Here is a 23,750-nt window from a genome sequence, read left to right as displayed (position 1 = left end):
AACTCCTGTTGGCGGTTTGACTACGCACGCATGCGGGTGATGCGGATCACACCGGTCAAGGCGCGCAGTTTCTTGATCACACGGGCCAGGTGTACACGGTCGTGTACGCTGACCACCAGTTGGACCACGCTGATGCGACCATCGCGTTCGTCCATGCTGATTTTCTCGATGTTGCCGTCGGCGGCGTTGACGCTGCTGGCCAGCAAGGCGATAAGCCCGCGCTGGTGCTCCAGTTCGACCCGCAGCTCGACATTGAATTCGCCGGTGACGTCCTTGGCCCAGGACAACTGGATGCACTTCTCCGGGTTGTGTCGGATTTCGCTGATATTGCGGCAGTTATCCAGATGCACGACCATGCCTTTGCCCGCAGACAGGTGGCCGACGATCGGGTCGCCCGGAATCGGCGTACAGCATTTGGCGTAGCTGAGCACGAGGCCTTCGGTACCCCGAATCGCCAGCGGACCTTCAGCGCTAGGCAGTTCTTCACCTTCGCTGGCGAGCAGGCGCCGGGCGACGACATACGCCATGCGGTTGCCCAGGCCAATGTCTTCGAGGAGGTCTTCAATGACCTCGACCCGGTACTCGGCCAGGATCAGTTGCACGCGTTCGTTTGGAATCTTCTCCAGGCTGCTGTCGAAACCGTTCAGCACCTTGTTGAGCAGGCGCTCGCCCAGGTTGATCGACTCCGAACGCCTTTGCAGCTTCAGTGCATGGCGAATGTGCGTGCGCGCCTTGCCGGTGACAACGAAGTTCAACCATGCCGGATTCGGGCGCGCGCCCGGTGCACTGACGATTTCAACGGTCGAACCGCTTTGCAGAGGTTCGGACAGCGGCGCCAGTCGCCGGTTGATCCGGCACGCGATGCAGCTATTGCCGACGTCCGTGTGAACGGCGTACGCGAAGTCGACGGCCGTGGAGCCTTTGGGCAGCTCCATGATTCGGCCTTTGGGCGTGAACACATAGACCTCGTCCGGGAACAGGTCGATTTTCACGCTTTCGATGAATTCCAGCGAGTTGCCGGCGCGCTGCTGCATTTCCAGCACGCCCTTGACCCACTGGCGGGCGCGAGCGTGTGTGCCTTTCGGCTGCTCGTCGCCGGAAGACTTGTACAGCCAGTGCGCAGCGATGCCGTTGTTGGCCATCTCTTCCATCTCGCGCGTGCGGATCTGGATTTCGATGGGCACGCCATGCATGCCGAACAACGTGGTGTGCAGCGACTGATAGCCGTTGGCCTTCGGAATCGCAATGTAGTCCTTGAAGCGCCCAGGCAACGGTTTGTACAGATTATGTACAGCGCCCAGCACCCGATAGCAGGTGTCCACCTTGTCGACGATGATCCTGAACGCATAAACGTCCATGATCTCGTTGAAGGCGCGACGCTTGCCGCGCATCTTCTTGTAGATGCCGTAAAGGTGTTTCTGACGTCCGCTGACTTCGCCTTCGATGCCGTCGACCGCCAGGCAGTGGCTCAGCGACTCTTCGATCTTGTTGACCAGTTCCTTGCGGTTGCCGCGGGCGCGCTTGACGGCCTGGCCGATGCGTGAGGAGCGCATCGGGTACATGGCCTTGAAGCCCAGGTCTTCGAATTCGATACGCACGCTGTGCATGCCAAGGCGATTGGCGATGGGGGCATAGATTTCGAGGGTTTCCTTGGCGATGCGTCGGCGTTTTTCGCCTGACAGCACTTCCAGCGTGCGCATGTTGTGCAGGCGGTCAGCGAGCTTGACCAGGATCACGCGGATGTCGCGTGCCATGGCCATGGCCATTTTCTGGAAGTTTTCGGCCTGGGCTTCGGCCTTGGTCTCGAAGTTCATCTGGGTCAGTTTGCTGACCCCGTCGACCAGTTCGGCCACGGTTTCGCCAAACTGCGCACAGAGCGCTTCCTTGGCGATGCCGGTGTCTTCGATTACGTCATGCAGCATCGCGGCCATCAGGCTCTGATGGTCCATGTGCATGTCGGCAAGGATATTGGCCACCGCCAGCGGATGCGTGACGTAGGCTTCACCGCTGCGACGGCGTTGGCCGTCGTGGGCTTGTTCGGCGTAGAAATACGCTCGGCGCACCAGATTGACCTGGTCTGCGCCGAGGTAGGTCGAGAGGCGATCGGCGAGGGCGTCTATGCTCGGCAAGATGCAACTCCTTGCCGAAGAGGGTGACCCTGCGCCTTGCTACGTCGACAGGGCATAGGCTTAGACGGCCTCGTTGGACTCGTCCTCGAATGCTGCGAACAGGGGTTCATCTTCAACGATTTCAGCTTCTGCAATGACAGCGTAATCCATCAGGCCAGCGGCGATTTCGCGCAGGGCAACAACGGTAGGCTTGTCGTTTTCCCAGGCCAGCTTTGGCTCTTTACCGCCAGTCGCCAACTGACGCGAACGTTTGGTGGCGAGCATGACCAGCTCAAAGCGGTTATCTACATGTTCCAGGCAGTCTTCAACGGTCACGCGGGCCATGGGTATTCCTCGTAGCAAATGCGGATGCGCGGTGCCCGGATGGGCGAGCGGACTCGGTAGTTTACAAGCGGACAGCTCAAAGCTTCAAGCGGCAAGCCCCAGGCGGTCGGTTTTTGGCGCTGTTTCGATGCGCTTTGCACGGCCCCTGCAGGAGCGCGCTTGCCCGCGATGGCGGTGCGTCTGGCAATGAATGTGTTGAATTCACCGACGCCATCGCGGGCAAGCGCGCTCCTACCGTTGATTATGCAAGGAGCTGTGCCAGCAACTCGGTGTGGCGTTGTTGCTGGTGTTCCTGGCTCAGCAGGTTGGCGCGGAAGATGGCTTTGAGGTCTTCCAGGGCCGTCGCAAAATCGTCGTTGATGACGATGTAGTCGTATTCGACGTAATGGCTCATTTCACTGACCGCTTCGCGCATCCGGCCTTCGATGATCTCGTCGCTGTCCTGCCCACGGTTGGTCAGGCGCTGACGCAATGCCTGCTGGGTCGGCGGCAGAATAAAGATCGAGCGCGCGTGGGGCATCAGCTTGCGCACCTGTGCAGCCCCTTGCCAGTCGATTTCCAGAATCAGGTCATGGCCTTCGTCCAGCGTCTGCTGCAGACGACTTTGCGAGGTGCCGTACAGATTGCCGAACACTTCGGCCTGCTCGAGGAAGTCGCCGTGTTCGATCATGCGAACGAACTCCGTGCGATCGACGAAGTGATAGTTCACGCCGTCCACTTCACCGGGGCGCATGGCGCGGGTAGTGTGGGAAACGGAAACGCGAATCTGCGGCTGAGCATCGATCAGGGCTTTGACCAGGCTGGTCTTGCCCGCGCCCGAGGGGGCGGAAATGATGTACAGGGTGCCGGTGCTGTGGGTCATGTCTAGATTGGCCTTACTCAATGTTCTGCACTTGTTCGCGCATCTGCTCGATCAACACCTTGAGGTTGACCGCGGCTTGAGTGCTGCGAGGGTCGAAGGCTTTGGAGCCCAGTGTATTGGCTTCGCGGTTGAGCTCCTGCATCAGGAAGTCCAGCCGGCGTCCGGCTTGTCCACCGGTCTTGAGCACGCGACGAACTTCGGTGACGTGGGTGCTCAGGCGGTCGAGTTCTTCTGCGACATCGCTCTTCTGCGCCAGCAGAACCATTTCCTGTTCCAGGCGCTGTGGATCGAGCTCTGCCTTCATGTCAGCAAAGCGATCGAGCACCTTCTGGCGCTGCGTCGCGAGCATCTGCGGCACCAGGGTGCGCAGCGTAGCCACTTCGGCCTTGATCGACACAAGCCGTTCGTCGAGAAGTCTGGCCAGGTCTGCGCCTTCGCGGGCGCGGCCGGCTTTCAATTCATCCAGCGCTTCGTTGAACAAGGTCAGTGCATCGTTGTTCAACGCTTGCGGATCGCTCGCATCGGCGACCAGCACGCCGGGCCATGCCAGCACTTCCAGCGGGTTAAGGGCGGCAGGTTGCTTGATCAGGCTCGCAACGACTTCGGCGGCCGCGACCAACTGGCTGGCGCGCTCACGGTCGACCTGTAGCGGTTTGCCGGCCGTTTCCTCGGTGAACCGTAATGTGCATTCGACCTTCCCGCGCGACAGGCCCTGACGCAGCGCTTCACGTACAGCACCTTCCAGGTCCCGGAAGGATTCGGGCAGGCGCAGATGAGGCTCAAGATAGCGATGGTTGACCGAGCGCAATTCCCAGCTCAGCGTGCCTTGAGTGCCGGCTCTTTCAACTCGGGCGAAAGCCGTCATGCTGTGCACCATGGGAATTACCTCTATAAGTCAGGATTTAGCCTGGAAGGGACGATGTTCTGTCCAGATGACCGTTAACGAGCGACAGGCTATAAAGGCGCAGGATTGTAGCTCAGTGCGAGGTGTGCGCCCAAATGTAGCGATGTCGCAGGACGTGTACGATGTCGCCGTTTCGCTGCCTGGCGGCGCTTTTTCAGAAGCCCGTGCGGGCGCCAGTGGTCATTGATGCCTCATTAGATGTCCCCAGCGCGGGTCTGCGCCTCTATAATGCTGGTCAGTTTTCCGTCTCAGTACAGGTATCCCAGATGAAACGTCCAAGTGGTCGCGCTGCCGATCAGCTTCGCTCGATCCGCATCACCCGCAACTACACCAAGCACGCCGAAGGGTCTGTACTGGTCGAGTTCGGTGACACCAAGGTGATCTGCACCGTCAGCGTCGAAAACGGCGTGCCGCGTTTTCTCAAAGGTCAGGGCCAGGGCTGGCTCACGGCCGAATACGGCATGTTGCCGCGCGCGACCGGTGAACGTAACCAGCGTGAGGCCAGCCGTGGCAAACAAGGCGGCCGTACCCTTGAGATTCAGCGTTTGATCGGCCGTTCCCTGCGCGCTGCTCTGGACATGTCCAAGCTGGGCGACGTGACGCTGTATGTCGACTGCGACGTGATCCAGGCTGACGGCGGTACTCGCACCGCGTCGATCACTGGCTCGATGGTGGCGCTGATCGACGCGCTGAAAACCATCAAGAAGCGTGGCGGCCTCAAGGGCGGTGATCCGTTGAAGCAGATGATCGCCGCCGTTTCGGTTGGCATGTATCAGGGTGAGCCGGTACTGGATCTGGATTACCTGGAAGACTCGGCTGCCGAAACCGACCTCAACGTGGTCATGACCAGCGCAGGCGGATTCATTGAAGTTCAGGGCACCGCCGAGGGCGCTCCCTTCCAGCCTGCCGAGCTGAACGCGATGCTGGCGTTGGCGCAGAAGGGCATGAACGAGATATTTGAATTGCAACAGGCGGCGCTGGCCGACTGATTGCCGTTGTTGTGTTTCGCGTTACCACCGTCAGTACAAGGAAAGCACGATGATCGACAGCCAGCCGCCGTTACCAATGCCGAGCAAGGAAGTCCGCCAGTGGGCCATGATGTGCCATTTTGCGGCGTTCTTCGGCCTGATCTTTCCGTTTGGTAATCTGCTGGGGCCATTGATTGTCTGGCAGTTGAAGAAAGAGACTGATCCGTTCATCGATGCTCAGGGCAAGGAAGCCCTCAATTTTCAGATCACCGTGGCCATCGCCGCGATGATCTGCTTCCTGCTGATGATCATCGTCATTGGCTTTCCGCTGCTGATGCTGGTCGGCGTTGGTGCACTTGTGCTGACGATCATTGCCGGGGTCAAGGTGAACGACGGAATCGCCTACCGCTACCCGTTTACCTGGCGGTTGATCAAGTAATCGGGGCGATGGTTCGCGGCACCTGTAGGAGCGTGGCTTGTCCCGCGATCGGCCGGGAACCGGACGTAAAATTGAATTCGGAATATCCCTGATGCGACGGCTTCGATGGATTCGCTGCCGCTTCGCGCCAGATCGCGGGACAACCCACGCTCCTACAGGGTCAGGCCGCTGCCTGAACACCGGATAAACAAAAGCCGACTTCACGTCGGCTTTCTTTTGGGCAACTGAACGTCAGATCGTCAACGTCCAGTCGTAGTCCACGATCAACGGCGCATGCTGAGAGAAGCGCGGCTGACGTGGCAGGCGTGCGCTGCGTACGAAACGGCGCAGGCCCGGAGTGAGCAGCTGATAGTCGAACCGCCAGCCCAGATTCAGCATCTCGGCCTGTTCGTTATCCGGCCACCAGCTGTACTGGTCGCCTTCACGGCTGACTTCGCGCAGGGCATCGACATAACCCATGTTGCCGACAATCTCGTCCATCCAGGCACGCTCTGGCGCCAGGAAGCCAGGCGATTGCTGGCTGTCACGCCAGTTCTTGATGTCCAGTTTCTGCTGCGCAACGTAGAGCGAGCCACAATAGATGTACTCGCGACGTTTGCGCCGCTGCTTGTCCAGGTACTTGCCGAAGTCGTCCATGAGCTTGAACTTCTGGTTCAAGTCTTCATCGCCGTTCATCCCGGATGGAAGCAGCAACGTAGCAATACTGACTTTGTCGAAATCCGCCTGCAGGTAGCGCCCGTAACGGTCGGCCGTTTCAAAGCCCAGACCGTTGATTACCGCCTTGGGTTGTAGCCGCGAGTAAAGCGCCACACCACCTTGGGCAGGCACTTCGGCATCGCAGGCATACAGGAAGTAGCCGTCCAGTTGGTAAGCTGGATCGTCCAGTTCAAAGGCGGAGGCGCGGGTATCCTGAAGACAGATGACGTCGGCATTCTGGGCTTGCAGCCAACTGAGCAAACCACGCTCGACTGCAGCCTGAATACCATTAACGTTCACACTGATGATCCGCATAAATGGCCCCAAAAATCACGTGCGTGTATGATACCCGAGCTCTACCTAATTAGCTAAATCCGTGGTATTCGGGGCTTTTTCATGCAGGCGTATCAGCGCGATTTCATTCGTTTTGCCATCGATCGCGGGGTTTTGCGCTTCGGTGAGTTCACTTTGAAGTCGGGACGCACCAGTCCTTACTTCTTCAATGCCGGTCTTTTCAACAGCGGTTCGGCGCTTGCTCAACTGGGCAAGTTCTATGCGGCCGCCGTCGTGGAAAGCGGCATTTCCTTCGATGTCCTGTTCGGGCCAGCGTACAAGGGTATTCCTCTGGCTGCCGCGACAGCCGTGGCGTTGGCCGATCATCACAACCTTGACCTGCCGTGGTGTTTCAACCGCAAAGAGGCCAAGGCTCACGGTGAGGGCGGCAGTCTGGTGGGCGCTCCACTGACCGGAGACGTCCTGATCATCGACGACGTGATCACGGCAGGCACCGCGATTCGCGAGGTCATGCAGATCATCCAGGCCCAGGGCGCGAACGCGGCGGGTGTGCTGATCGCCTTGAATCGTCAGGAGCGCGGAAATGGTGAGCTTTCTGCCATTCAGGAAGTCGAGCGCGACTTCGGCATCCCGGTGGTGAGCATCGTTTCGTTGAACCAGGTCCTGGAGTTCCTGGCCGACGATCCTCAACTCAAGCAGCATCTGCCCGCCGTCGAGGCGTATCGGGCTCAGTACGGCATCTGAGTCGTCAGAGGATCTGGTTTTATGCTCAAGCTGGGCGCAGTGGGTCTGTGTTTGTTTCTGGGTGCGGGTTGCGTTGCGAGCGTTCGAGCCGATGATAATCCGGGCATCCGGCTTTATCGGTACGTCGACAGCCGTGGGGTGACGGTGCTGGATCGTCAGGGCGTGCCTGCGGAGTATTCCGGTAAGGGGTACGAAGTTCTGAATCAGCGTGGTCGCGTGATTCAGGTGGTGCCGCCCGCGCCGACGGCCGATCAGGCGCGAGAGGCTCAAGCCGCTGCGCAGGCAGCGAAGGTCCAGGCCGATGCCGATGCACAGTTACTGCACCTGTACAGCAGCCTGACCGACGTGGACCGTGCGCGAACGCGAAAACTGGCGGAACTGGATGGTCTGATCTCAGCGGCACAGGGCAACATTCAGGGATTGGCGACTCAGCAAGCAGCCCTGCAAAGTCAGGCTGCCGATCAGGAGCGGGCAGGGCGGCAGGTCCCACAAAATCTCATCGACCAGATGAACGATGTGCGCGATCAACAGCAAAACCTCAAAGTCGACATCCTGCGATACCAAGCGGCTCGGCAACAGGCTGATACCGATTTTGCTCAGGATCGGGCGCGATTGAAGCAGTTACTTGCGCAGTGAAGCGCTGAGGCAGAAGCTCGACAAAAAAGACCCCGCCGGTTTGCGCCGACGGGGTCTTTTTTTGCGTGTTGCTGGTCAATCAGTGGCGTTTGCGGTTGCTGATCAGTGTGCCTACGCCGGTATCGGTGAAGATTTCCAGCAACACGGCGTTCGGTACGCGACCGTCAATGATGTGCGAAGTAGTGACGCCGCCCTGCACCGCTTCCAGCGCGCAGCGGATTTTCGGCAGCATACCGCCGTAGATGGTGCCGTCGGCGATCAGGCCATTGACCTGCTCGGTGGTCAGGCCGGTGAGCACCTTGCCTTCCTTGTCCATCAGGCCGGCGATGTTGGTCAGCAGCATCAGCTTTTCAGCTTTCAGCGCTTCGGCGACTTTGCCGGCGACGAGGTCCGCGTTGATGTTGTAAGACTCGCCGTCGGCGCCCACGCCAATCGGTGCGATGACCGGGATGAAATCGCCTTTGACCAGCATGTTCAGCAGGTCGGTGTTGATGCCCACGACTTCCCCGACATGGCCGATGTCGATGATTTCAGGCTTGGTCATCTCGGGGGTCTGACGGGTCACGTTCATTTTCTTCGCGCGGATCAGTTGCGCGTCTTTACCGGTCAGGCCGATGGCGCTCCCGCCGTGACGGTTGATCAGGTTGACGATGTCTTTGTTGACCTGGCCGCCCAGCACCATTTCCACGACGTCCATGGTCTGGGCATCGGTGACGCGCATGCCGTCGATGAAGTGGCTTTCGATGGACAGGCGCTTGAGCAGATCGCCGATTTGCGGACCACCGCCGTGAACCACGACCGGGTTGATGCCCACTGCCTTCATCAACACGATGTCGCGCGCAAAGCCGGTCTTCAGCTCTTCGCTCTCCATGGCGTTGCCGCCGTACTTGATCACCAGCGTCTTGCCAACGAAGCGTCGGATGTAAGGCAAGGCTTCGGAAAGGACCTTGGCGGCATTGGCGGCGGCATCACGTTCGAGGGTCATTTGGGCTCCACTCAAAAAGTTAGATCAAAAGGGAAGTTCTAAATCCGGTGCTACGTTTTTCAGTTGAGCATGGAACACGTCCTTGATCCGTTGCAGCTCGGCCTCTGTCTCGGCTTCGAAGCGTAATACCAGCACAGGCGTGGTATTGGAAGCGCGGACCAGACCCCAGCCTTTCGGATAGTCGACGCGCACGCCATCAATGCTCGTCAGGTTGGCGTTGCCCCACTGTGCATCCCGTTCCAGCGCTTCGATGATGCTGAACTTGCTGCTCTCGGTGACCTTGATATTGATCTCCGGTGTCGACAGGTCGTTCGGGAAGGTCTGGAACAGCTCTTCGGCGCTCAGCGTCTCCTGGCTGAGGATCTCCAGCAACCGCGCGGCACTGTAGATGCCGTCGTCGAAACCGAACCAGCGTTCCTTGAAGAAGATGTGGCCGCTCATTTCGCCGGCCAGCAGGGCGCCGCTTTCTTTCATCTTCTTCTTGATCAGCGAGTGACCCGTCTTCCACATGACCGGACGGCCGCCATATTCCTGGATCAACGGTATCAGGCGACGGGTGCATTTGACGTCGAAAATGATGTCCGCACCCGGATTACGCTTGACCACATCGCGGGCGAACAGCATCAGCAAGCGATCGGGGTATATGACGCTGCCAGCGTTGGTCACGACACCTACGCGATCACCGTCGCCGTCAAAGGCCAGGCCCAGGTCGGCCCCGGTTTCCCTGACCTTGGCAATCAGGTCTTGAAGGTTTTCCAGCTTGCCCGGATCGGGATGATGATTCGGGAAGTTACCGTCGACGTCGCAGAATAGCTGGATGACTTCGCAATTCAGCGCCTCCAGCACTTGAGGGGCGATGACGCCCGCGGCGCCATTGCCGCAGTCGACCACGACCTTGAGGCGGCGTGCCAGCACCACGTCATTGGTGATCTGCCCTGCATAAAGGTCAAGGATGTCGACCTTGCTCACGCTGCCTTTGCCAGCGGGCAACTGATTGCGCTTGATGCGCTCGTGCAGCGCCTGGATCTGCTCGTTCGCCAGCGTGTCGCCAGCGATCATGATCTTGAAGCCGTTGTAGTCTTTCGGATTGTGGCTGCCAGTCAGCATCACCCCGGTGCGACCCTCCAGAACGTTCGCGGCGTAATACAGCGCGGGTGTCGGAACCAGGCCGATATCGCTGACATGACAGCCACTGTCGTACAGGCCCTTGATCAGCGACGCGACCAGTTGCGGGCCGGACAAACGACCATCGCGGCCAACGGAAACGTTTGGCTCGCCCTGTGCCAGGCTTTGCGCACCGATGGCGCGGCCCAGCCAGTACGCGGTTTCGTCGGTCAGCGTCTCGCCGACGATGCCGCGGATATCGTAGGCGCGGAAAATGGAGTCCGGGAATTCGGGGGCGATGGCTGCGGGACGGCTCATTGCGTGTGTTGGCTCCGACTTCGGGAAGTCCTGTGATTCATCGAGCAGGTCGATGTCGAGGATGTCGGTGTCTTGAAACAGCGGATCGGTCAGCTCCGTGTCACCGACATCGGGTGACGAATATACGGCGTTGCTGCTCGTTGAACCCTGGCCGGCCGCGGGCGAGACATGGCTACTGGCCGGGACCGGCGATACCGGTTGATCACGCAGCGAAAACCTGGCCATGCTCTGCGCCAGTCCGTTGAGGGCCGGCATGCTCAAGCCGAACGCTTTGACGGCTTTGCCTCCTGAGAGTTCTTGCAGCAGTTGCTCCAGTTGTCGGGCATCGGCGAGGACGCGACGCTTCAGGGCGCTTTCGTTCAGATAAAGCCCCAAGAGCACGCTGCCGATGGCAACCAGTGCCGCGAGCAGCAGCATCAGCGATGGCGGTGATGCATCCAGCGCAGGGCCGGGGGTGAACGTCAGCTTCCAGTTGGGATAGCCGGTCGGGAAATCCACCGCGCGTCCGTCATCGGCTTGTCCGCGAGTCAAAAAGCTTTGTGCCGGTGCGTCACCAAACTGCTGGCTGAGGACAATCTGTCCGACATCAGGCGGCGCGTCAGGCAGGGCGTTGGTCAGGCGCTGCATTTTGAACGCCAGTAACAGCGTCCCGGTAACCGGAGCGTTGGGGGCTGTGCGTAACGGAGCAACACTGTAAATCACCCAGCTATCGCCGACTTTACGGGCTTCGGGAGCGGGGGCTTCGCCTCTTTCGGCTTTGGCGAGCATGTCCAGCGTCGCGAAGCTGATCGGCAGTGAGCCCTGATTGTCCACATTGTTGAAGCCGAGCGGCGAGAGGCGGGCGCCGATTACACCGTCCCGATAAGTCAGTTGGTGCTGAGCCGATTCGATTTGTTGTGGGTTATTGCTTTGCAAGGCCTGAGCAAGGCTGGCGTCCATGGCGGCCGCCTGCGTACCGGCATTGATCTGACTCAATGCCTTGCCGATGGCGCCTGCTTGCGCAGTGCCCCATGCCTGGGCCATGAGGTCTTTTTCCTGCGGTTGGCTGAGCAGCCCCAGCCAGATCAGGATCCCCGCCGCTATCAGGCCGATGAGCGAAGGGAGAAGGCCGGGACTCGCCAGGCTCAGGTTTGAATCCTTGTCCGTTGCGTCAGTCGTTTCCGGGCGGGACGTCGCCTTGGCTGTGCGTTTGATGCCTTTCAAACTTGACTCTCCCTGCTCGTACTTCCTGGGGCGATTTTTACGTTACTGCATCGTGCCAGGCCGATTCAGGCCGTTGGCGACAGGGTTGCCAAGGCGACTTGCGCAAAATCAGTGGGTGCCGGAATGACCGAAACCACCTGCGCCGCGCTGGCTCTCATCGAACTCCTGAACCACTTCGAAATGCGCTTGAACCACGGGAACCAGCACCAATTGGGCGATACGTTCACCGACGGCGATCTTGAACGCGGTCTGGCCACGGTTCCAGCAGGACACCATCAGTTCGCCCTGGTAGTCGGAGTCGATAAGGCCCACCAGGTTGCCCAGCACGATGCCGTGTTTATGACCCAGGCCTGAGCGCGGCAGAATCAGTGCGGCAAGGCTTGGGTCTGCGATATATATCGACAGACCGGTGGGAATCAAAAGGGTCTGGCCGGGTTCGAGTACCGTTTCCTCTTTGAGCATCGCGCGCAGGTCCAGCCCGGCGGAGCCGGTGGTGGCGTAGGCCGGAAGCGGGAATTCGTCGCCAATGCGAGGGTCGAGGATCTTGGCTTGTAGAGCATGCATGCGTGATTAAACCTGGTTCATACGGTCGGCAATAAAAGTCATCAGCTGGCGGGCAATCTTGGCCTTGCTGGTCTGGGCAAAAAGCGTCTCTTGCAACGCTCGGTCGATCACGCTGCAGGCATTTTCTTCGCTGTTGAAGCCAATGCTGGGATTGGCGACGTCGTTGGCGACGATGAGGTCAAGGTTCTTGTCCTTGAGCTTGCGGGCAGCATAGTCGAGCAGGTGCTCGGTTTCAGCGGCGAAGCCGACGCTGAAAGGGCGATTTTGGCGCTGGGCGATGGTGGCGAGAATGTCTGGATTTCGAACCATCTGCAGCAGCAGGCCGTCTCCGTTTGTAGGGTCTTTCTTCAATTTTTGTGGAGCAACGACTTCCGGGCGGTAGTCTGCGACCGCAGCGGAGGCGATAAACAGATCGCAGGGCATGGCGGCTTCACACGCGGCGAGCATGTCGCGCGCGCTGACCACGTCGATGCGCGACACCCGGTCCGGGGTCGTCAGGTTGACCGGCCCGGTGATCAGCGTGACGCGTGCACCCGCTTCGGCTGCCGCTTCCGCCAGCGCAAAGCCCATCTTTCCGGAGCTGTGGTTGGTGATATAGCGCACCGGGTCGATGTTTTCTTGCGTCGGTCCGGCCGTGATCAGCACATGTTTGCCGGTCAGCGTAAGGCGCTGGAAGCAGTCGGCGGCCGATTGTGCCAGATCGTTGGGTTCGAGCATGCGCCCGAAACCCACGTCGCCACAGGCTTGACTACCGCTGGCCGGGCCGAACAGGCGGAAATCTCTCGCTTCGAGCGTCTGGAGATTGGCTTGCACCGACGGGTCGCGCCACATGGCCTGGTTCATGGCCGGGGCGACAGCGACGATGGCATCAGTCGCCAGCACAACCGTGGTCAACAGGTCGTTGGCGATGCCCTGAGCCAGACGTGCGATGAGGTCGGCGGTGCCGGGTGCGATCAGCACCATGTCAGCCCACTTGGCCAGCTCGATGTGCCCCATGGCGGCTTCGGCAGCGGGGTCAAGCAGGTCCATGTGAACGGTATGCCCGGACAGGGCCTGCATGGTCAGAGGTGTAATGAACTCGGCCCCGCCCTTGGTCATGACGACGCGCACTTCGGCCCCATGGTCGCGCAGCCGGCGAACCAGTTCAGCGCTCTTGTAAGCCGCGATGCCACCGCCCACGCCGAGAACGATGCGTTTCCGATACAGCCGCTGCATAGGCCTGCCTTTTTGGTCGAGTTAACACGCGGCAATCAAACGCCTCCCCAGGCCGGACTGTCGCGCAAAAAAGATGGGCTAAGATAGCACAGCGACCGCACGGGAACAGCGGCGGCCATGTCCATGGAGGTGCTATGAGTATTCGAGATTGGCCTGCGGCGGAACGGCCGCGGGAGAAGCTGCTTGAGCGAGGCGCATCGAGTCTTTCCGATGCTGAATTGCTCGCCATTTTTTTACGCACGGGCGTCTCCGGCAAAAGCGCCGTGGACCTCGCCCGACATCTTTTGGGGCAGTTTGGCAGTCTGCGCGCGTTGCTCGAAGCCAACCTCACTTCATTCAGTAACGAGTTGGGCCTTGGACCGGCAAAGTTCGCGCAATTGCAGGCGGTCATGGAAATGGCGCGGCGGCACATGGGGGAGAATCTCAAGCGTGGTTCAGCTTTGAAAAGCCCGGCCCAGGTTCGCAGCTACCTGAAAGCGATACTCCGACATGAGCCGCATGAGGTGTTTGGTTGCCTGTTTCTGGACAGCAAAAATCGGGTTCAGGCATTCGAGGCGCTGTTTCATGGCTCGATCAACGTCGCTCACGTACACCCTCGGCAGGTGGTCAAGCGCGCCCTGGCGCATAACGCGGCCGGGGTGATCCTTTGTCACAATCACCCGTCCGGCATCTGTGATGCCAGCCCTCAAGACATCGAACTCACCCGGCAGCTCAAGGCCGCCCTTGCAATGATTGATGTGGTGGTGCTCGATCACGTGATCATCGGAGATGGAGACCCGCTGTCGATGGTCGAAAGCGGGCTGATGTAGTTGTTCGCCACCTGCAGGAGCCCGCTGACTCCTGTTCGGCTCCAGTCTTGTGGGAGTGAGCTTGCTCGTGCTGGCGAGCCGAACTCCGGTGCCCGTGCGGCAGACGCCGGATGGGCAACTACTTGAGCATCACCTTTGAGAAGTCCTGGCGTCCGAACGGGCTGACGTCATACCCCAGTACGTTCTTGCGGGTCAGGGCGAAGGCGGTGGGGTGTGCCAGTGGCAGCCACAATGCCTGTTTCTGGATCTGCTCCTGCGCCTGATGATACAGCTTGCTGCGCTGAGTCTGATCGGTCACGGCCTTGCCACTGCTGATCAACTTGTCCAGACCTTCGTCGCAGTAGCGCGCGAAGTTGGTGCCGGACTTGACCGCCGCGCAGGAGAACTGGGGCGTAAGGAAGTTATCCGGATCGCCGTTGTCGCCCGCCCAACCCATGAACAGCAGGTCGTGCTCACCGGTTTTGGCGCGACGAATCAGTTCGCCCCATTCGATCACCTTTATTTCAGCCTTGATCCCGACAGCGGCCAGATCGTTCTGCAGCAGTTGTGCGCCTGCACTGGGGTTCGGGTTGAGCAGACTGCCGGAAGGTCGGGTCCAGATCGTGGTTTTGAAGCCGTCCTTCAGTCCGGCCTTTGCCAGCAGTTCCTTCGCTTTCGCCACGTTATATTTGTAACCGGGCAGGTCGCTGGCGTAACCCCAGGTGTTGGGTGGATACGGACCATTGGCTGCGCGTGCCGACCCCTCGAAGACTGCTTTCAGGTAAGTGTCCTTGTCGAACGCCAGGTTGATTGCCTGACGCACTTCAGGCTTGTCGAGCGGAGGATGCTGGCTGTTGATTGCCAGAAAAGCGGTCATGAACGCGTCCGTCTTTTCGACTTTCAGGTTCGGATCTTTCCCAGCTTCGGTGACATCCAGCGGTTTGGGGGACAGGGCAACCTGACACTCGTTCTGCTTGATCCGTTGCAGGCGAACATTGGCGTCCGGGGTGATGGCATACACCAGCGTGTCAATCGCAGGTTTGCCCGCGAAGTAGTCCGGGTTGGCTTCGTAACGCACCACGGAGTCTTTCTGAAAACGTTTGAAAACGAATGGTCCGGTACCGATTGGCTGGCTGTTGAGCTTCTCCGGCGTACCGGCTTTCATCAACTGCGCGGTGTATTGCGCCGAATAAATAGACGCAAAACCCATGCTCAGCGTGGCGAGGAAGGTCGCGTCAGGATGGTTGAGGGTAATGCGTACCGTATTCGCATCCGGCGCTTCCACTTTCTTGATCAGCGAAGGCCACTGCATCGACTGGGCGTGAGGGAAGCCCTGTACAGCCACCTTGTTCCAGGGATTGGACGGATCGAGCATGCGCTGGAAGCTGAACACCACGTCCTCGGCGTTCATGTCGCGGGTCGGGGTGAAGTAGTCGGTGTGATGAAACTTCACGCCGGAGCGCAATTTGAAGTCATACGTCAGGCCGTCCGGCCATACACTCCAGCTTTCTGCCAGACTGGCGACCAGCTTGCCGGTCTTGGCGTCATAATCCACCAGGCGGTTCATCAGGACATCGGCCGAGGCGTTGGTCGTGGTCAGCGAGTTGTACTGCACCACGTCAAAGCCTTCGGGGCTGGCTTCGGTGCAAACGCTCAGGCTGGTGGCGGCCTGAGCCAGCAATGGCGCCGACAATGACGCGAACAACAGGGGTAAAACAGCTAGGCGCATGGCGATTTTCCTTTCAGAGATAGCCCATCTGCCGGCGCAGTCTGGTGAGGGACTTACCCTAGACTATGGATTGGCGCAGAACAATCGCTATGGCGCGACGAGTGGTATATTTCCCGTCGCGCCCTTTGTTGCTGGCGCTACCGGGCGCAAAGCCCTGAGTCTCTTTCAGGTAATTCGTCGTTTCTGTTGTTGCTCCCGAGGGTTTCTGGTATAAAGCAGCGCTCTTTTCTAGGGGCCCGCTGCCTTCACCACCGGTGTGGCCGGTAAGACCCCTGAAGAAACGCGGCGCCTGGCGCCAAATGACTGAGAGATTAAGCGGCCAACCCATGCCGGGTTGGGCATGTGGTTTTAGAGGGCTGAGGCATGTCGAGAGTCTGTCAAGTTACCGGTAAGGGTCCGGTAACCGGGAATAACATTTCCCACGCGAACAACAAAACCCGTCGTCGTTTCCTGCCAAACCTGCAGCATCACCGCTTCTGGGTTGAAGAAGAGAAACGCTTTGTACGTCTGCGTGTATCTGCCAAAGGCATGCGCATCATCGACAAGCGTGGCATCACGGTTGTTCTGGCCGAAATCCGCCGCGCTGGCGCTAAGGTTTAAGGGAGAGAATCATGCGTGAATTGATCCGTTTGGTGTCGACCGCTAACACCGGCCACTTCTACACCACCGACAAGAACAAGCGCACTACCCCGGATAAAATCGAAATTAAAAAATTCGATCCGGTTGCTCGCAAGCACGTGATCTACAAAGAAGCCAAAATCAAGTAATTGATTTTTGCCTCTTACAAAAAAGCCCGCAGTGATGCGGGCTTTTTTGTGCGCGAAGGTTTTATCGCAATTGATCGTGTAGGAGCACGCTTGCCCGCGAATGCGTCTTTTCAGCCACATATCTGGTGCTGACCTGACTCATTCGCGGGCAAGCGCGCTCCTACAGTTGAAGATCGCATCAAGCCTTCTGCTCGAACACCACGTAAATCTTGCGGCACGGCTCCAGCACTTCCCAGGTGCCTTTGAAACCTGCCGGTATCACGAATCGATCGCCGGCGCGCAGTGTCTTGGCGTTGCCTTCCTCGTCACGCAGTACCGAGACGCCCTGCACGATCTCGCAGTATTCGTGTTCGGTGTAATTGACCGTCCACTGGCCGACTTCGCCTTCCCACACGCCCGCGTTCATCTGTCCGCAAGGGCTGTTGTAATGGTTGTACACGGTTTGCTCCGGGTCGCCTTTGAGGATCTTCTCTGCGGCAGGCTTGAAGCGCTCGGCAGCGGTGGTGGCTTCGCTGAAGTCGACGACGCTGTGGATACTCATGTCTCTGGCTCCTGAATGGCGTAAGTAGGATTGTCGTTTGATGAGGACTGTTGGCGATAGTGCCGAGCGCCCGGGAACGTGCTGTTGAATAAAATGCACGATTCCGGCTCGTTTTGCCTCTCTTTGTCCAATATATTGGAAATTCCTTAAGCGCTGGTTTAGGGTGGCGTTTGCCTTTGGCCGATCCGACAGCATGTCAGGCGATTTCCTACAGCACGGTTCATGAGCGCGAGGGCGGGCACAATTCATAAGAGGAGGATGTTTCATGACCACCCTGACTCATGCTGACTGGGAAAAACGCGCCCAGAATCTGAAGATCGAAGGCCGCGCCTTCATCAATGGCGAGTACACCGCCGCCGCTTCCGGCGCTACGTTTGACTGCATCAGCCCGGTCGATGGTCGATTCCTCGCCCACGTCGCCAGCTGCGATGCCGCTGACGCGCAGCGGGCCGTCGAGAATGCTCGCGCCACGTTCAACTCGGGTGCCTGGTCGCGTCTGGCGCCAGTGAAGCGCAAAGCCGCGATGATTCGCTTCGCTGCGCTGATCAAAGAAAACATCGAAGAGCTGGCGCTGCTTGAAACCCTGGACATGGGCAAGCCGATCAGCGACTCCTATGGCATCGACATTCCAGGCTCCGCGCAAGCGTTGAGCTGGAGCGGTGAGGCCATCGACAAGCTGTACGACGAAGTGGCCGCTACGCCACACGACCAATTGGGTCTGGTGACCCGCGAACCTATCGGTGTGGTGGCGGCGATCGTGCCGTGGAACTTCCCGTTGCTGATGGCGTGCTGGAAGCTGGGTCCTGCGCTGTCGAGTGGTAACTCGGTCATTCTCAAACCGTCGGAAAAGTCGCCGCTGACCGCCATTCGTGTCGCGCAGTTGGCTGTTCAGGCGGGTATCCCGGCCGGCGTGCTCAACGTTCTGCCCGGTTACGGCCACACCGTCGGCAAGGCGCTGGCGCTGCACATGGATGTCGACACGGCGGTCTTCACCGGTTCGACCAAAATTGCCAAGCAATTACTGGTCTACTCGGGCGAATCGAACATGAAGCGCGTCTGGCTGGAGGCGGGCGGCAAGAGCCCGAACATCGTCTTCGCCGATGCGCCGGACCTGCAAGCCGCCGCTGAGTCGGCTGCCAGTGCCATTGCTTTCAACCAGGGCGAAGTCTGCACCGCGGGCTCGCGGCTGCTGGTCGAGCGTTCGATCAAGGACAAATTCCTGCCGATGGTGATCGAGGCGCTCAAGGCCTGGAAACCGGGCAATCCACTGGATCCTGCGACCAACGTTGGGGCGCTGGTGGATACCCAGCAGATGAACACGGTTCTGTCGTACATCGAAGCGGGCCATACCGACGGCGCCAAGCTGGTGGCGGGCGGCAAGCGCATTCTGCAAGAGACAGGGGGCACCTACGTCGAACCGACGATTTTCGACGGTGTGACCAATGCCATGAAGATCGCTCAGGAAGAAATCTTCGGCCCGGTGCTGTCGGTGCTGACGTTCGATACCGCCGAAGAGGCGATCCAGATTGCCAACGACACGCCTTATGGTCTGGCGGCCGCCGTATGGACCGCCGACCTGTCCAAGGCGCATCTCACCGCACGTGCGTTGCGCGCCGGCAGCGTTTGGGTCAACCAGTACGACGGCGGCGACATGACCGCACCGTTCGGTGGCTTCAAGCAATCGGGTAACGGTCGCGACAAGTCGCTGCACGCGTTCGACAAGTACACCGAGCTGAAAGCGACCTGGATCAAGTTGTAAAGACAGGCACGGCATCAGCGCGACTCTGCGGTGGCTTTCATTCGCGAGCAGGCAAACCAGATCTATAGAGCAGCCGGGTCCTCAAAAAGCCCGGCTGTTTTGTCTCACCCTTTGAGCCACAGGAGCGTGGTGATGCGTTGGGGTACTTATTTTGCGGTGCTGTCGTCCGTCTTGAGCGTCGGTCTGGCGCTGGGCGTGAGCATGCCGTTGGTGTCGTTGCGTCTTGAGGCGTGGGGCTACGGCGCCTTTGCCATCGGCGTCATGGCCGCGATGCCGGCGATTGGCGTGTTGCTGGGCGCCAGCCTCGCCAGTCGCCTGGCTTCGATTCTGGGCACCGCGAACCTGATGCGTCTGTGCCTCTGGGGTGGTTCGATTTCCGTGGGCTTGCTGGCGTTGTTGCCCCATTACTGGGTCTGGCTGGCGCTGCGCCTGATGCTCGGCGTGATCCTGACGATGGTGTTCATCCTTGGCGAGAGCTGGATCAACCAACTGGTGACCGAAAACCTGCGCGGCAAGCTGGTTGCGCTGTATGGCAGCTGTTATGCGCTCAGTCAGCTGGGCGGACCGCTGTTGCTCGGCGTGATCGGCACCGAGCACGACTACGGCTTTTGGATTGGCACGGCGTTGCTCGCAACGTCGCCGCTCTTGCTGCTGGGGAGAACCGGTGCGCCTAGCGCCGAAGCGAGCCATGTCAGCCTTGGCGATCTAGCCGGATTCTGTCGGCAGTTGCCTGCAATCGCGTGGGCTATTGCGCTGTTTGCGGGTTTCGAGGCGATGATTCTGACGCTGCTGCCGGTGTATTGCCTGCAACAGGGCTTCACGCCAGAGATCGCGCTGGCGATGGTCAGCACGGTGGTCGTCGGCGACGCGCTGCTGCAATTGCCCATCGGCGCGTTGGCGGACAAGATTTCCCGGCGTCGATTGTTTTCCGGTTGCGCCGTGGCCCTGATGGTGTCGAGCCTGGCGATTCCGCTGCTGGTCGACACCATCGCCATCTGGCCGTTATGGGTGTTGTTTGGCGCTAGCGCGGGCGGGCTGTTCACGCTGTCGCTGATTCTGATCGGCGAGCGCTATCGCGACGATGCGCTGGTGCGGGCCAATGCCCATGTCGCGCAGTTGTGGGGTATTGGCTGTCTGTTGGGACCTCTGGCGGCGGGTGCGGGCAGCCAGTGGATCAGTGGACAGGCCCTGCCGCTGTTGATGGCGGCAGGGGCGCTGGGCCTGGTGATCTTGTCCCAGCGCCGGCAAGCGTTCGGGGCTGTCCAGCCGGTGTCGGCCTAGAGCATCCTCTCAAGGCCGACGGCGCTGCTGAACCAGGCGTTCAGTCGCCGCCACCAGTCGCCGGGTTCTTTGTACAGCGTGTGGATCTTGCCGTTGTCCTCGGTTACCCAGACCACGCGATCATTCTCGAGCCTGGCTTGATAACTGATGGCCGGCGCCATGCCTTGCAACGCGAGTTCGCGCAGGTACTCCGTCAGTTCCGGGCTGTCGACGAGCACGCCGACTTCGGTGTTCCACAGCACCGAGCGGGGATCGAAGTTAAATGAGCCGACGAAGATTTTCTGTCGGTCAAAAATCATCGCTTTGCTGTGCAGGCTGGATTCGGAACCGCCTTTCAGGGTTTTCGTGCGGAAGAAATGGGGGCCACTGCCGCGGTTGCTCGGATCTCCCGGCTGGCGGCGTAATTCGAACAACTTGACGCCATGGGCCAGCAGCGCCTTGCGATAGGGCGCGTAGCCGCCATGCACGGCAGGCACGTCGGTGGCTTCCAGCGAATTGGTCAGCAGGCTGACCGACACGCCATTGTCCGATAGCCCCGTGAGGTAGGTCACCCCGTCTTTTCCCGGCACGAAGTAGGCCGAGATCATCATCAATTCCTGGTGTACGTTCAGCAGATCCGGACGCAGCTGTGTGGTCAGCAACAGATGCGGGTCAGGCTCACCTCGTGACAGCACCTTGGTCGGTGCGTCCCACAGGGCCTGGTTGTGCGCCCAGATCAGCTCGTTCAACCAGGTTTTCATGCGGGGGTGGGTCTTGTACGCCATTAACCGTTCATACAGGGCCTTTTTCTCAACGTGGGACTGCTCCAGCGAGGCCGCGAGGCGGACGCGGGCGTCGGCCAGATCCTTGGCGTCGGGTGGCCAATAGAGAAAGTCGTCGATCGGCTTGCTCAGCGTGCTGTTCCAGTATTGGTCGAAGCTGTGCCCCAATTGCTCGGCAACCGGGCCGACGCTGAGCATGTCGATATCGGTGAAATTGAGATTGGGTTCAGCGTCGAAGTATTCGTCGCCCAGGTTGCGCCCGCCAACGATGGCGACGGCGCTGTCGGCCAGCCACAGCTTGTTGTGCATGCGTCGATGCTGCTGCGACAGATTGAACAGCCGACCCAAGTTGCGCGTGGCGCCGGTGCTGCGGCCCAGATTGAGCGGATTGAACAGGCGAATCTGGATGTTCGGGTGCGCGGCGAGGGTAGCGATCACTTCATCAAGGCCATCGCTGGTGGTGTCGTCCAGCAGGATGCGCACCCGCACGCCACGGTCGGCGGCTTTGAGCAGTTCATCGATCAACGCTCGGGTGCTGAGCCCGTCGTGAACGATGTAGTACTGCAGGTCCAGGCTGGTTTTGGCATTGCGGATCAGTTCGGCCCGCGCCATGAACGCTTCAGTGCTGTTGGGCAGCAGGCGAAAGCCGGAACGACCTTCGTGCGGCGCGGCCTGGGCCATGATCGAACGTCCGAAGGCGGACGCCGACGCCGGTAATGCCTGACTCGGACCGTCATCCGGCACAGGCGTGTGCGCGCATCCGCTGACACCAAGGGCAAAGGCCAAAAGAAGGGGCAATGCCCATGTGTTCGTCAACGCTTTCATCCCGAAGTCACATCCTGGCGATATGACCGCGTATTCGGCAAAAGGTTAAGTCGCCGCGTCGGTCTGGGCCATGAGCCGCGCTGCCATTGCGCCGACCTTGCGCACGGCGTCCTCGATTTTCGGCGTCGGCCTGGCCGCGAAGTTCATGCGCAGGCAATTCCTGTACTTGCCCGAGGCCGAAAAAATATTGCCGACCGCGATCTGTACGCCTTGCCCCTCCAGCGCGCGATTCAGGCGAAGCGAGTCAAAGTCCTCGGGGAGCTCGATCCACAGCATGAAGCCGCCTTGCGGGCGGCTGACCCGGGTGCCTTCCGGGAAATAACGCGTCACCCAGTCGGTCATCAAGTCACGGCTGCGCTGATATTGGCCGCGCATCCGGCGCATGTGCGGCTCGTAATGCCCGGCCTGAAGAAATTCGGCGATTGCCAGTTGCGGTTGAGTCGCGGTGGAGCCGGTGCTGATGTATTTCATGTGCAGCACACGGTCGAGGTAGCGGCCCGGCGCGACCCAGCCGACACGCAGGCCGGGCGCCAGGGTTTTCGAGAATGAGCTGCACAGCAGAACACGGCCGTCCATGTCGAAGGATTTGATCGTGCGCGGGCGAGGGTAGGTGTAGGCAAGGTCGCCATACACATCGTCCTCGATGATGGCCACGTCGAAGCGCTGGGCGAGGGTCACCAGAGAGCGCTTGCGGTCCTCCGGCATGATGTAACCCAGCGGGTTATTGCAGTTCGGCGTCAACTGTATGGCCTTGATCGGCCATTGTTCGAGGGCCAGTTCGAGCGCGTCCAGGCTAATGCCGGTGATGGGGTCGGTCGGTATTTCCAGCGCCTTCATGCCCAGGCCTTTTAGCGCCTGCATGGCGCCGTGAAAGCTGGGGGAATCCACTGCCACGATGTCGCCCGGCTCGCAGATCGAGCGAATGCTCACCGCCAGCGCTTCCTGAGCACCGGTCGTGATCACCAGATCATCCGGGGCGATGGCGGTGCCCGAATCGAGCAACAGGCGGGCGATCTGGTCACGCAGGCATTGGGTGCCATGAATGTTGTCGTAATACAGCCCCGGCATGTCCTGCCGGCGGCTGATCTTGCCCAGCGCTTGAGTCAGCGGCCGCAGCGTCGGGCTGCTGATGTCCGGCATGCCGCGCGCCAGTTGCACGACATCCGGGCTGGGAATGGCCTTGGCCAGTTCCAGCACTTGATCCCATTGCGAGATCTCGACCGGACGCTGTGCGGGGCGTCCTACGGCAGGCAATGCCGGTGTCTTACGGCCTGCGGGGACGAAGTAACCCGATTTGGGCCGAGGCGACGCCAGACCGTTATCTTCGAGCAGGCGATAGGCCTGTTGCACGGTGCTGAGGCTGACGCCATGTTCAAGGCTCAGCGCGCGAACCGAGGGCAGGCGATCGCCGGGGCGATAGAAGCCGTTTTCGATGCGCGCGCCGAGCAATTCGGCAAGATTGACGTAGAGGGTCATGGCGTACTCCCGCACAGTGTCGCGTCGGTTGACCGATACAGATTGAGCGAAAATACAGCATTCAGGCGCAGATGTAGCGGATCTGTATGTAAAAAAATAGAATTCTTTGGATCTGTAATGGTTTTCCATACAGACGCATCATGGAATCACTTGAAACCCATGATGAGGTGTCTGGAAATGAGCGCAATGAGCGATGTCCGGCTGACGCTGTATGCACAGGAGTTGGTGAGAGAGCAGGACGTGCGGGTGCGGGTGAGCGCGCCGAAGGGGCTTGGTGTCTGGGGCTTGTTTCAACATCGGCGAGTCACGCGGCGGGCGCTGTTGGACCTGACAGACGATCAACTGCGCGACATAGGCCTGAGTTACGAACAGGCACGCCGCGAAGGGCTCAAGCCGTTCTGGAGGGAGTGATGTGGGTCAACGCAAGCCTGCTTTTTG

The 23,750-nt window shown here is 59.9% G+C and carries 23 protein-coding genes; 10 read left to right on the top strand and 13 right to left on the bottom strand.

Annotated features, from left to right (window positions below; genetic code table 11):
- Positions 1-20: 20 nt before the first annotated feature.
- From spoT to BMY73_RS09925, 4 genes are all read right to left on the bottom strand, one after another.
- Complete coding sequence (spoT, locus tag BMY73_RS09940; RefSeq protein WP_062379795.1) at positions 21-2,129, bottom strand: bifunctional GTP diphosphokinase/guanosine-3',5'-bis pyrophosphate 3'-pyrophosphohydrolase; 2,109 nt, start codon at positions 2,127-2,129, stop codon at positions 21-23.
- 60 nt (positions 2,130-2,189) lie between these two features.
- Positions 2,190-2,453, bottom strand: a complete 264-nt coding sequence (gene rpoZ / locus BMY73_RS09935) for a DNA-directed RNA polymerase subunit omega (protein ID WP_004887180.1) — start codon at positions 2,451-2,453, stop codon at positions 2,190-2,192.
- Positions 2,454-2,694: 241 nt separating this feature from the next.
- Positions 2,695-3,315: a guanylate kinase gene (gene gmk, locus BMY73_RS09930; protein WP_062379793.1), complete on the bottom strand. Its 621-nt coding sequence runs from the start codon at positions 3,313-3,315 to the stop codon at positions 2,695-2,697.
- Positions 3,316-3,328: 13 nt separating this feature from the next.
- Positions 3,329-4,192: a YicC/YloC family endoribonuclease gene (locus tag BMY73_RS09925; protein WP_092406772.1), complete on the bottom strand. Its 864-nt coding sequence runs from the start codon at positions 4,190-4,192 to the stop codon at positions 3,329-3,331.
- A gap of 293 nt (positions 4,193-4,485) precedes the next feature.
- Here BMY73_RS09925 and rph point away from each other — a divergent pair, with 293 nt between their 5' ends.
- On the top strand, positions 4,486-5,208 hold the full coding sequence (gene rph, locus BMY73_RS09920) for a ribonuclease PH (RefSeq protein WP_062379866.1): 723 nt from the start codon (positions 4,486-4,488) through the stop codon (positions 5,206-5,208).
- 49 nt (positions 5,209-5,257) lie between these two features.
- On the top strand, positions 5,258-5,626 hold the full coding sequence (locus BMY73_RS09915) for a DUF4870 domain-containing protein (protein WP_092406770.1): 369 nt from the start codon (positions 5,258-5,260) through the stop codon (positions 5,624-5,626).
- A gap of 231 nt (positions 5,627-5,857) precedes the next feature.
- Here the strand turns inward: BMY73_RS09915 and BMY73_RS09910 are convergent, their stop codons facing one another.
- Complete coding sequence (locus tag BMY73_RS09910; RefSeq protein ID WP_062379788.1) at positions 5,858-6,637, bottom strand: exodeoxyribonuclease III; 780 nt, start codon at positions 6,635-6,637, stop codon at positions 5,858-5,860.
- An 81-nt stretch (positions 6,638-6,718) separates the two neighbouring features.
- Between BMY73_RS09910 and pyrE the strand changes: the two genes are divergently transcribed.
- A complete protein-coding gene (pyrE, locus tag BMY73_RS09905) occupies positions 6,719-7,360 on the top strand; it encodes an orotate phosphoribosyltransferase (RefSeq protein WP_062379786.1) in 642 nt (213 codons plus the stop codon).
- 21 nt (positions 7,361-7,381) lie between these two features.
- A complete protein-coding gene (locus tag BMY73_RS09900) occupies positions 7,382-7,996 on the top strand; it encodes a DUF4124 domain-containing protein (protein WP_175500163.1) in 615 nt (204 codons plus the stop codon).
- A 79-nt stretch (positions 7,997-8,075) separates the two neighbouring features.
- On the opposite strand, the gene argB is transcribed toward BMY73_RS09900, so the two are convergent.
- The 4 genes from argB to coaBC form a co-directional block, all read right to left on the bottom strand.
- On the bottom strand, positions 8,076-8,981 hold the full coding sequence (argB, locus tag BMY73_RS09895) for an acetylglutamate kinase (RefSeq protein ID WP_062379782.1): 906 nt from the start codon (positions 8,979-8,981) through the stop codon (positions 8,076-8,078).
- Between the two features lie 24 nt (positions 8,982-9,005).
- Positions 9,006-10,403, bottom strand: coding sequence for a phosphomannomutase/phosphoglucomutase (locus BMY73_RS28570; RefSeq protein ID WP_256571163.1), 1,398 nt, complete (start codon positions 10,401-10,403; stop codon positions 9,006-9,008).
- A gap of 1,311 nt (positions 10,404-11,714) precedes the next feature.
- Positions 11,715-12,170: a dUTP diphosphatase gene (gene dut, locus BMY73_RS09885; protein WP_062379779.1), complete on the bottom strand. Its 456-nt coding sequence runs from the start codon at positions 12,168-12,170 to the stop codon at positions 11,715-11,717.
- A gap of 6 nt (positions 12,171-12,176) precedes the next feature.
- Positions 12,177-13,385: a bifunctional phosphopantothenoylcysteine decarboxylase/phosphopantothenate--cysteine ligase CoaBC gene (coaBC, locus tag BMY73_RS09880; protein WP_092406768.1), complete on the bottom strand. Its 1,209-nt coding sequence runs from the start codon at positions 13,383-13,385 to the stop codon at positions 12,177-12,179.
- Between the two features lie 134 nt (positions 13,386-13,519).
- Here coaBC and radC point away from each other — a divergent pair, with 134 nt between their 5' ends.
- Complete coding sequence (gene radC, locus BMY73_RS09875; protein WP_062379775.1) at positions 13,520-14,194, top strand: RadC family protein; 675 nt, start codon at positions 13,520-13,522, stop codon at positions 14,192-14,194.
- 118 nt (positions 14,195-14,312) lie between these two features.
- Here the strand turns inward: radC and BMY73_RS09870 are convergent, their stop codons facing one another.
- Positions 14,313-15,902 carry an ABC transporter substrate-binding protein gene (locus BMY73_RS09870; protein ID WP_062379767.1) on the bottom strand — a complete coding sequence of 530 codons (1,590 nt, stop codon included), beginning with the start codon at positions 15,900-15,902 and terminating at the stop codon, positions 14,313-14,315.
- A 363-nt stretch (positions 15,903-16,265) separates the two neighbouring features.
- Here BMY73_RS09870 and rpmB point away from each other — a divergent pair, with 363 nt between their 5' ends.
- Positions 16,266-16,502 carry a 50S ribosomal protein L28 gene (rpmB, locus tag BMY73_RS09865; protein ID WP_037016669.1) on the top strand — a complete coding sequence of 79 codons (237 nt, stop codon included), beginning with the start codon at positions 16,266-16,268 and terminating at the stop codon, positions 16,500-16,502.
- 11 nt (positions 16,503-16,513) lie between these two features.
- Entirely contained in the window at positions 16,514-16,669 is a 156-nt protein-coding gene (gene rpmG / locus BMY73_RS09860; protein ID WP_062379766.1) for a 50S ribosomal protein L33, read from the top strand.
- Between the two features lie 178 nt (positions 16,670-16,847).
- Here rpmG and BMY73_RS09855 read toward each other — a convergent pair whose 3' ends face one another.
- Positions 16,848-17,210 (bottom strand): cupin domain-containing protein, encoded by a 363-nt coding sequence (locus tag BMY73_RS09855; RefSeq protein ID WP_092406766.1) that lies wholly within the window; start codon positions 17,208-17,210, stop codon positions 16,848-16,850.
- A 265-nt stretch (positions 17,211-17,475) separates the two neighbouring features.
- Here BMY73_RS09855 and BMY73_RS09850 point away from each other — a divergent pair, with 265 nt between their 5' ends.
- Both BMY73_RS09850 and BMY73_RS09845 read left to right on the top strand, forming a co-directional pair.
- Positions 17,476-18,969, top strand: coding sequence for an aldehyde dehydrogenase (locus tag BMY73_RS09850; RefSeq protein ID WP_062379762.1), 1,494 nt, complete (start codon positions 17,476-17,478; stop codon positions 18,967-18,969).
- 132 nt (positions 18,970-19,101) lie between these two features.
- A complete protein-coding gene (locus BMY73_RS09845) occupies positions 19,102-20,250 on the top strand; it encodes an MFS transporter (protein ID WP_092406764.1) in 1,149 nt (382 codons plus the stop codon).
- Here the strand turns inward: BMY73_RS09845 and BMY73_RS09840 are convergent.
- On the bottom strand, positions 20,247-21,827 hold the full coding sequence (locus tag BMY73_RS09840) for a phospholipase D family protein (RefSeq protein WP_092406844.1): 1,581 nt from the start codon (positions 21,825-21,827) through the stop codon (positions 20,247-20,249). The genes BMY73_RS09845 and BMY73_RS09840 overlap by 4 nt on opposite strands.
- Before the next feature lie 54 nt (positions 21,828-21,881).
- Positions 21,882-23,312 carry an aminotransferase-like domain-containing protein gene (locus BMY73_RS09835; RefSeq protein ID WP_092406762.1) on the bottom strand — a complete coding sequence of 477 codons (1,431 nt, stop codon included), beginning with the start codon at positions 23,310-23,312 and terminating at the stop codon, positions 21,882-21,884.
- 177 nt (positions 23,313-23,489) lie between these two features.
- On the opposite strand from BMY73_RS09835, the gene BMY73_RS09830 reads away from it, so the two are divergent.
- The gene (locus BMY73_RS09830; RefSeq protein ID WP_092406842.1) at positions 23,490-23,723 is read left to right on the top strand and encodes a DUF1127 domain-containing protein; all 234 of its coding nucleotides are present in this window, start codon (positions 23,490-23,492) and stop codon (positions 23,721-23,723) included.
- Positions 23,724-23,750 lie beyond the last annotated feature (27 nt).

Source organism: Pseudomonas sp. NFACC02, assembly GCF_900110765.1.
GTDB lineage: Bacteria > Pseudomonadota > Gammaproteobacteria > Pseudomonadales > Pseudomonadaceae > Aquipseudomonas.
Note: the sequence above shows the minus strand (reverse complement) of the source record. Positions and strands in the feature narration are given on the sequence as shown.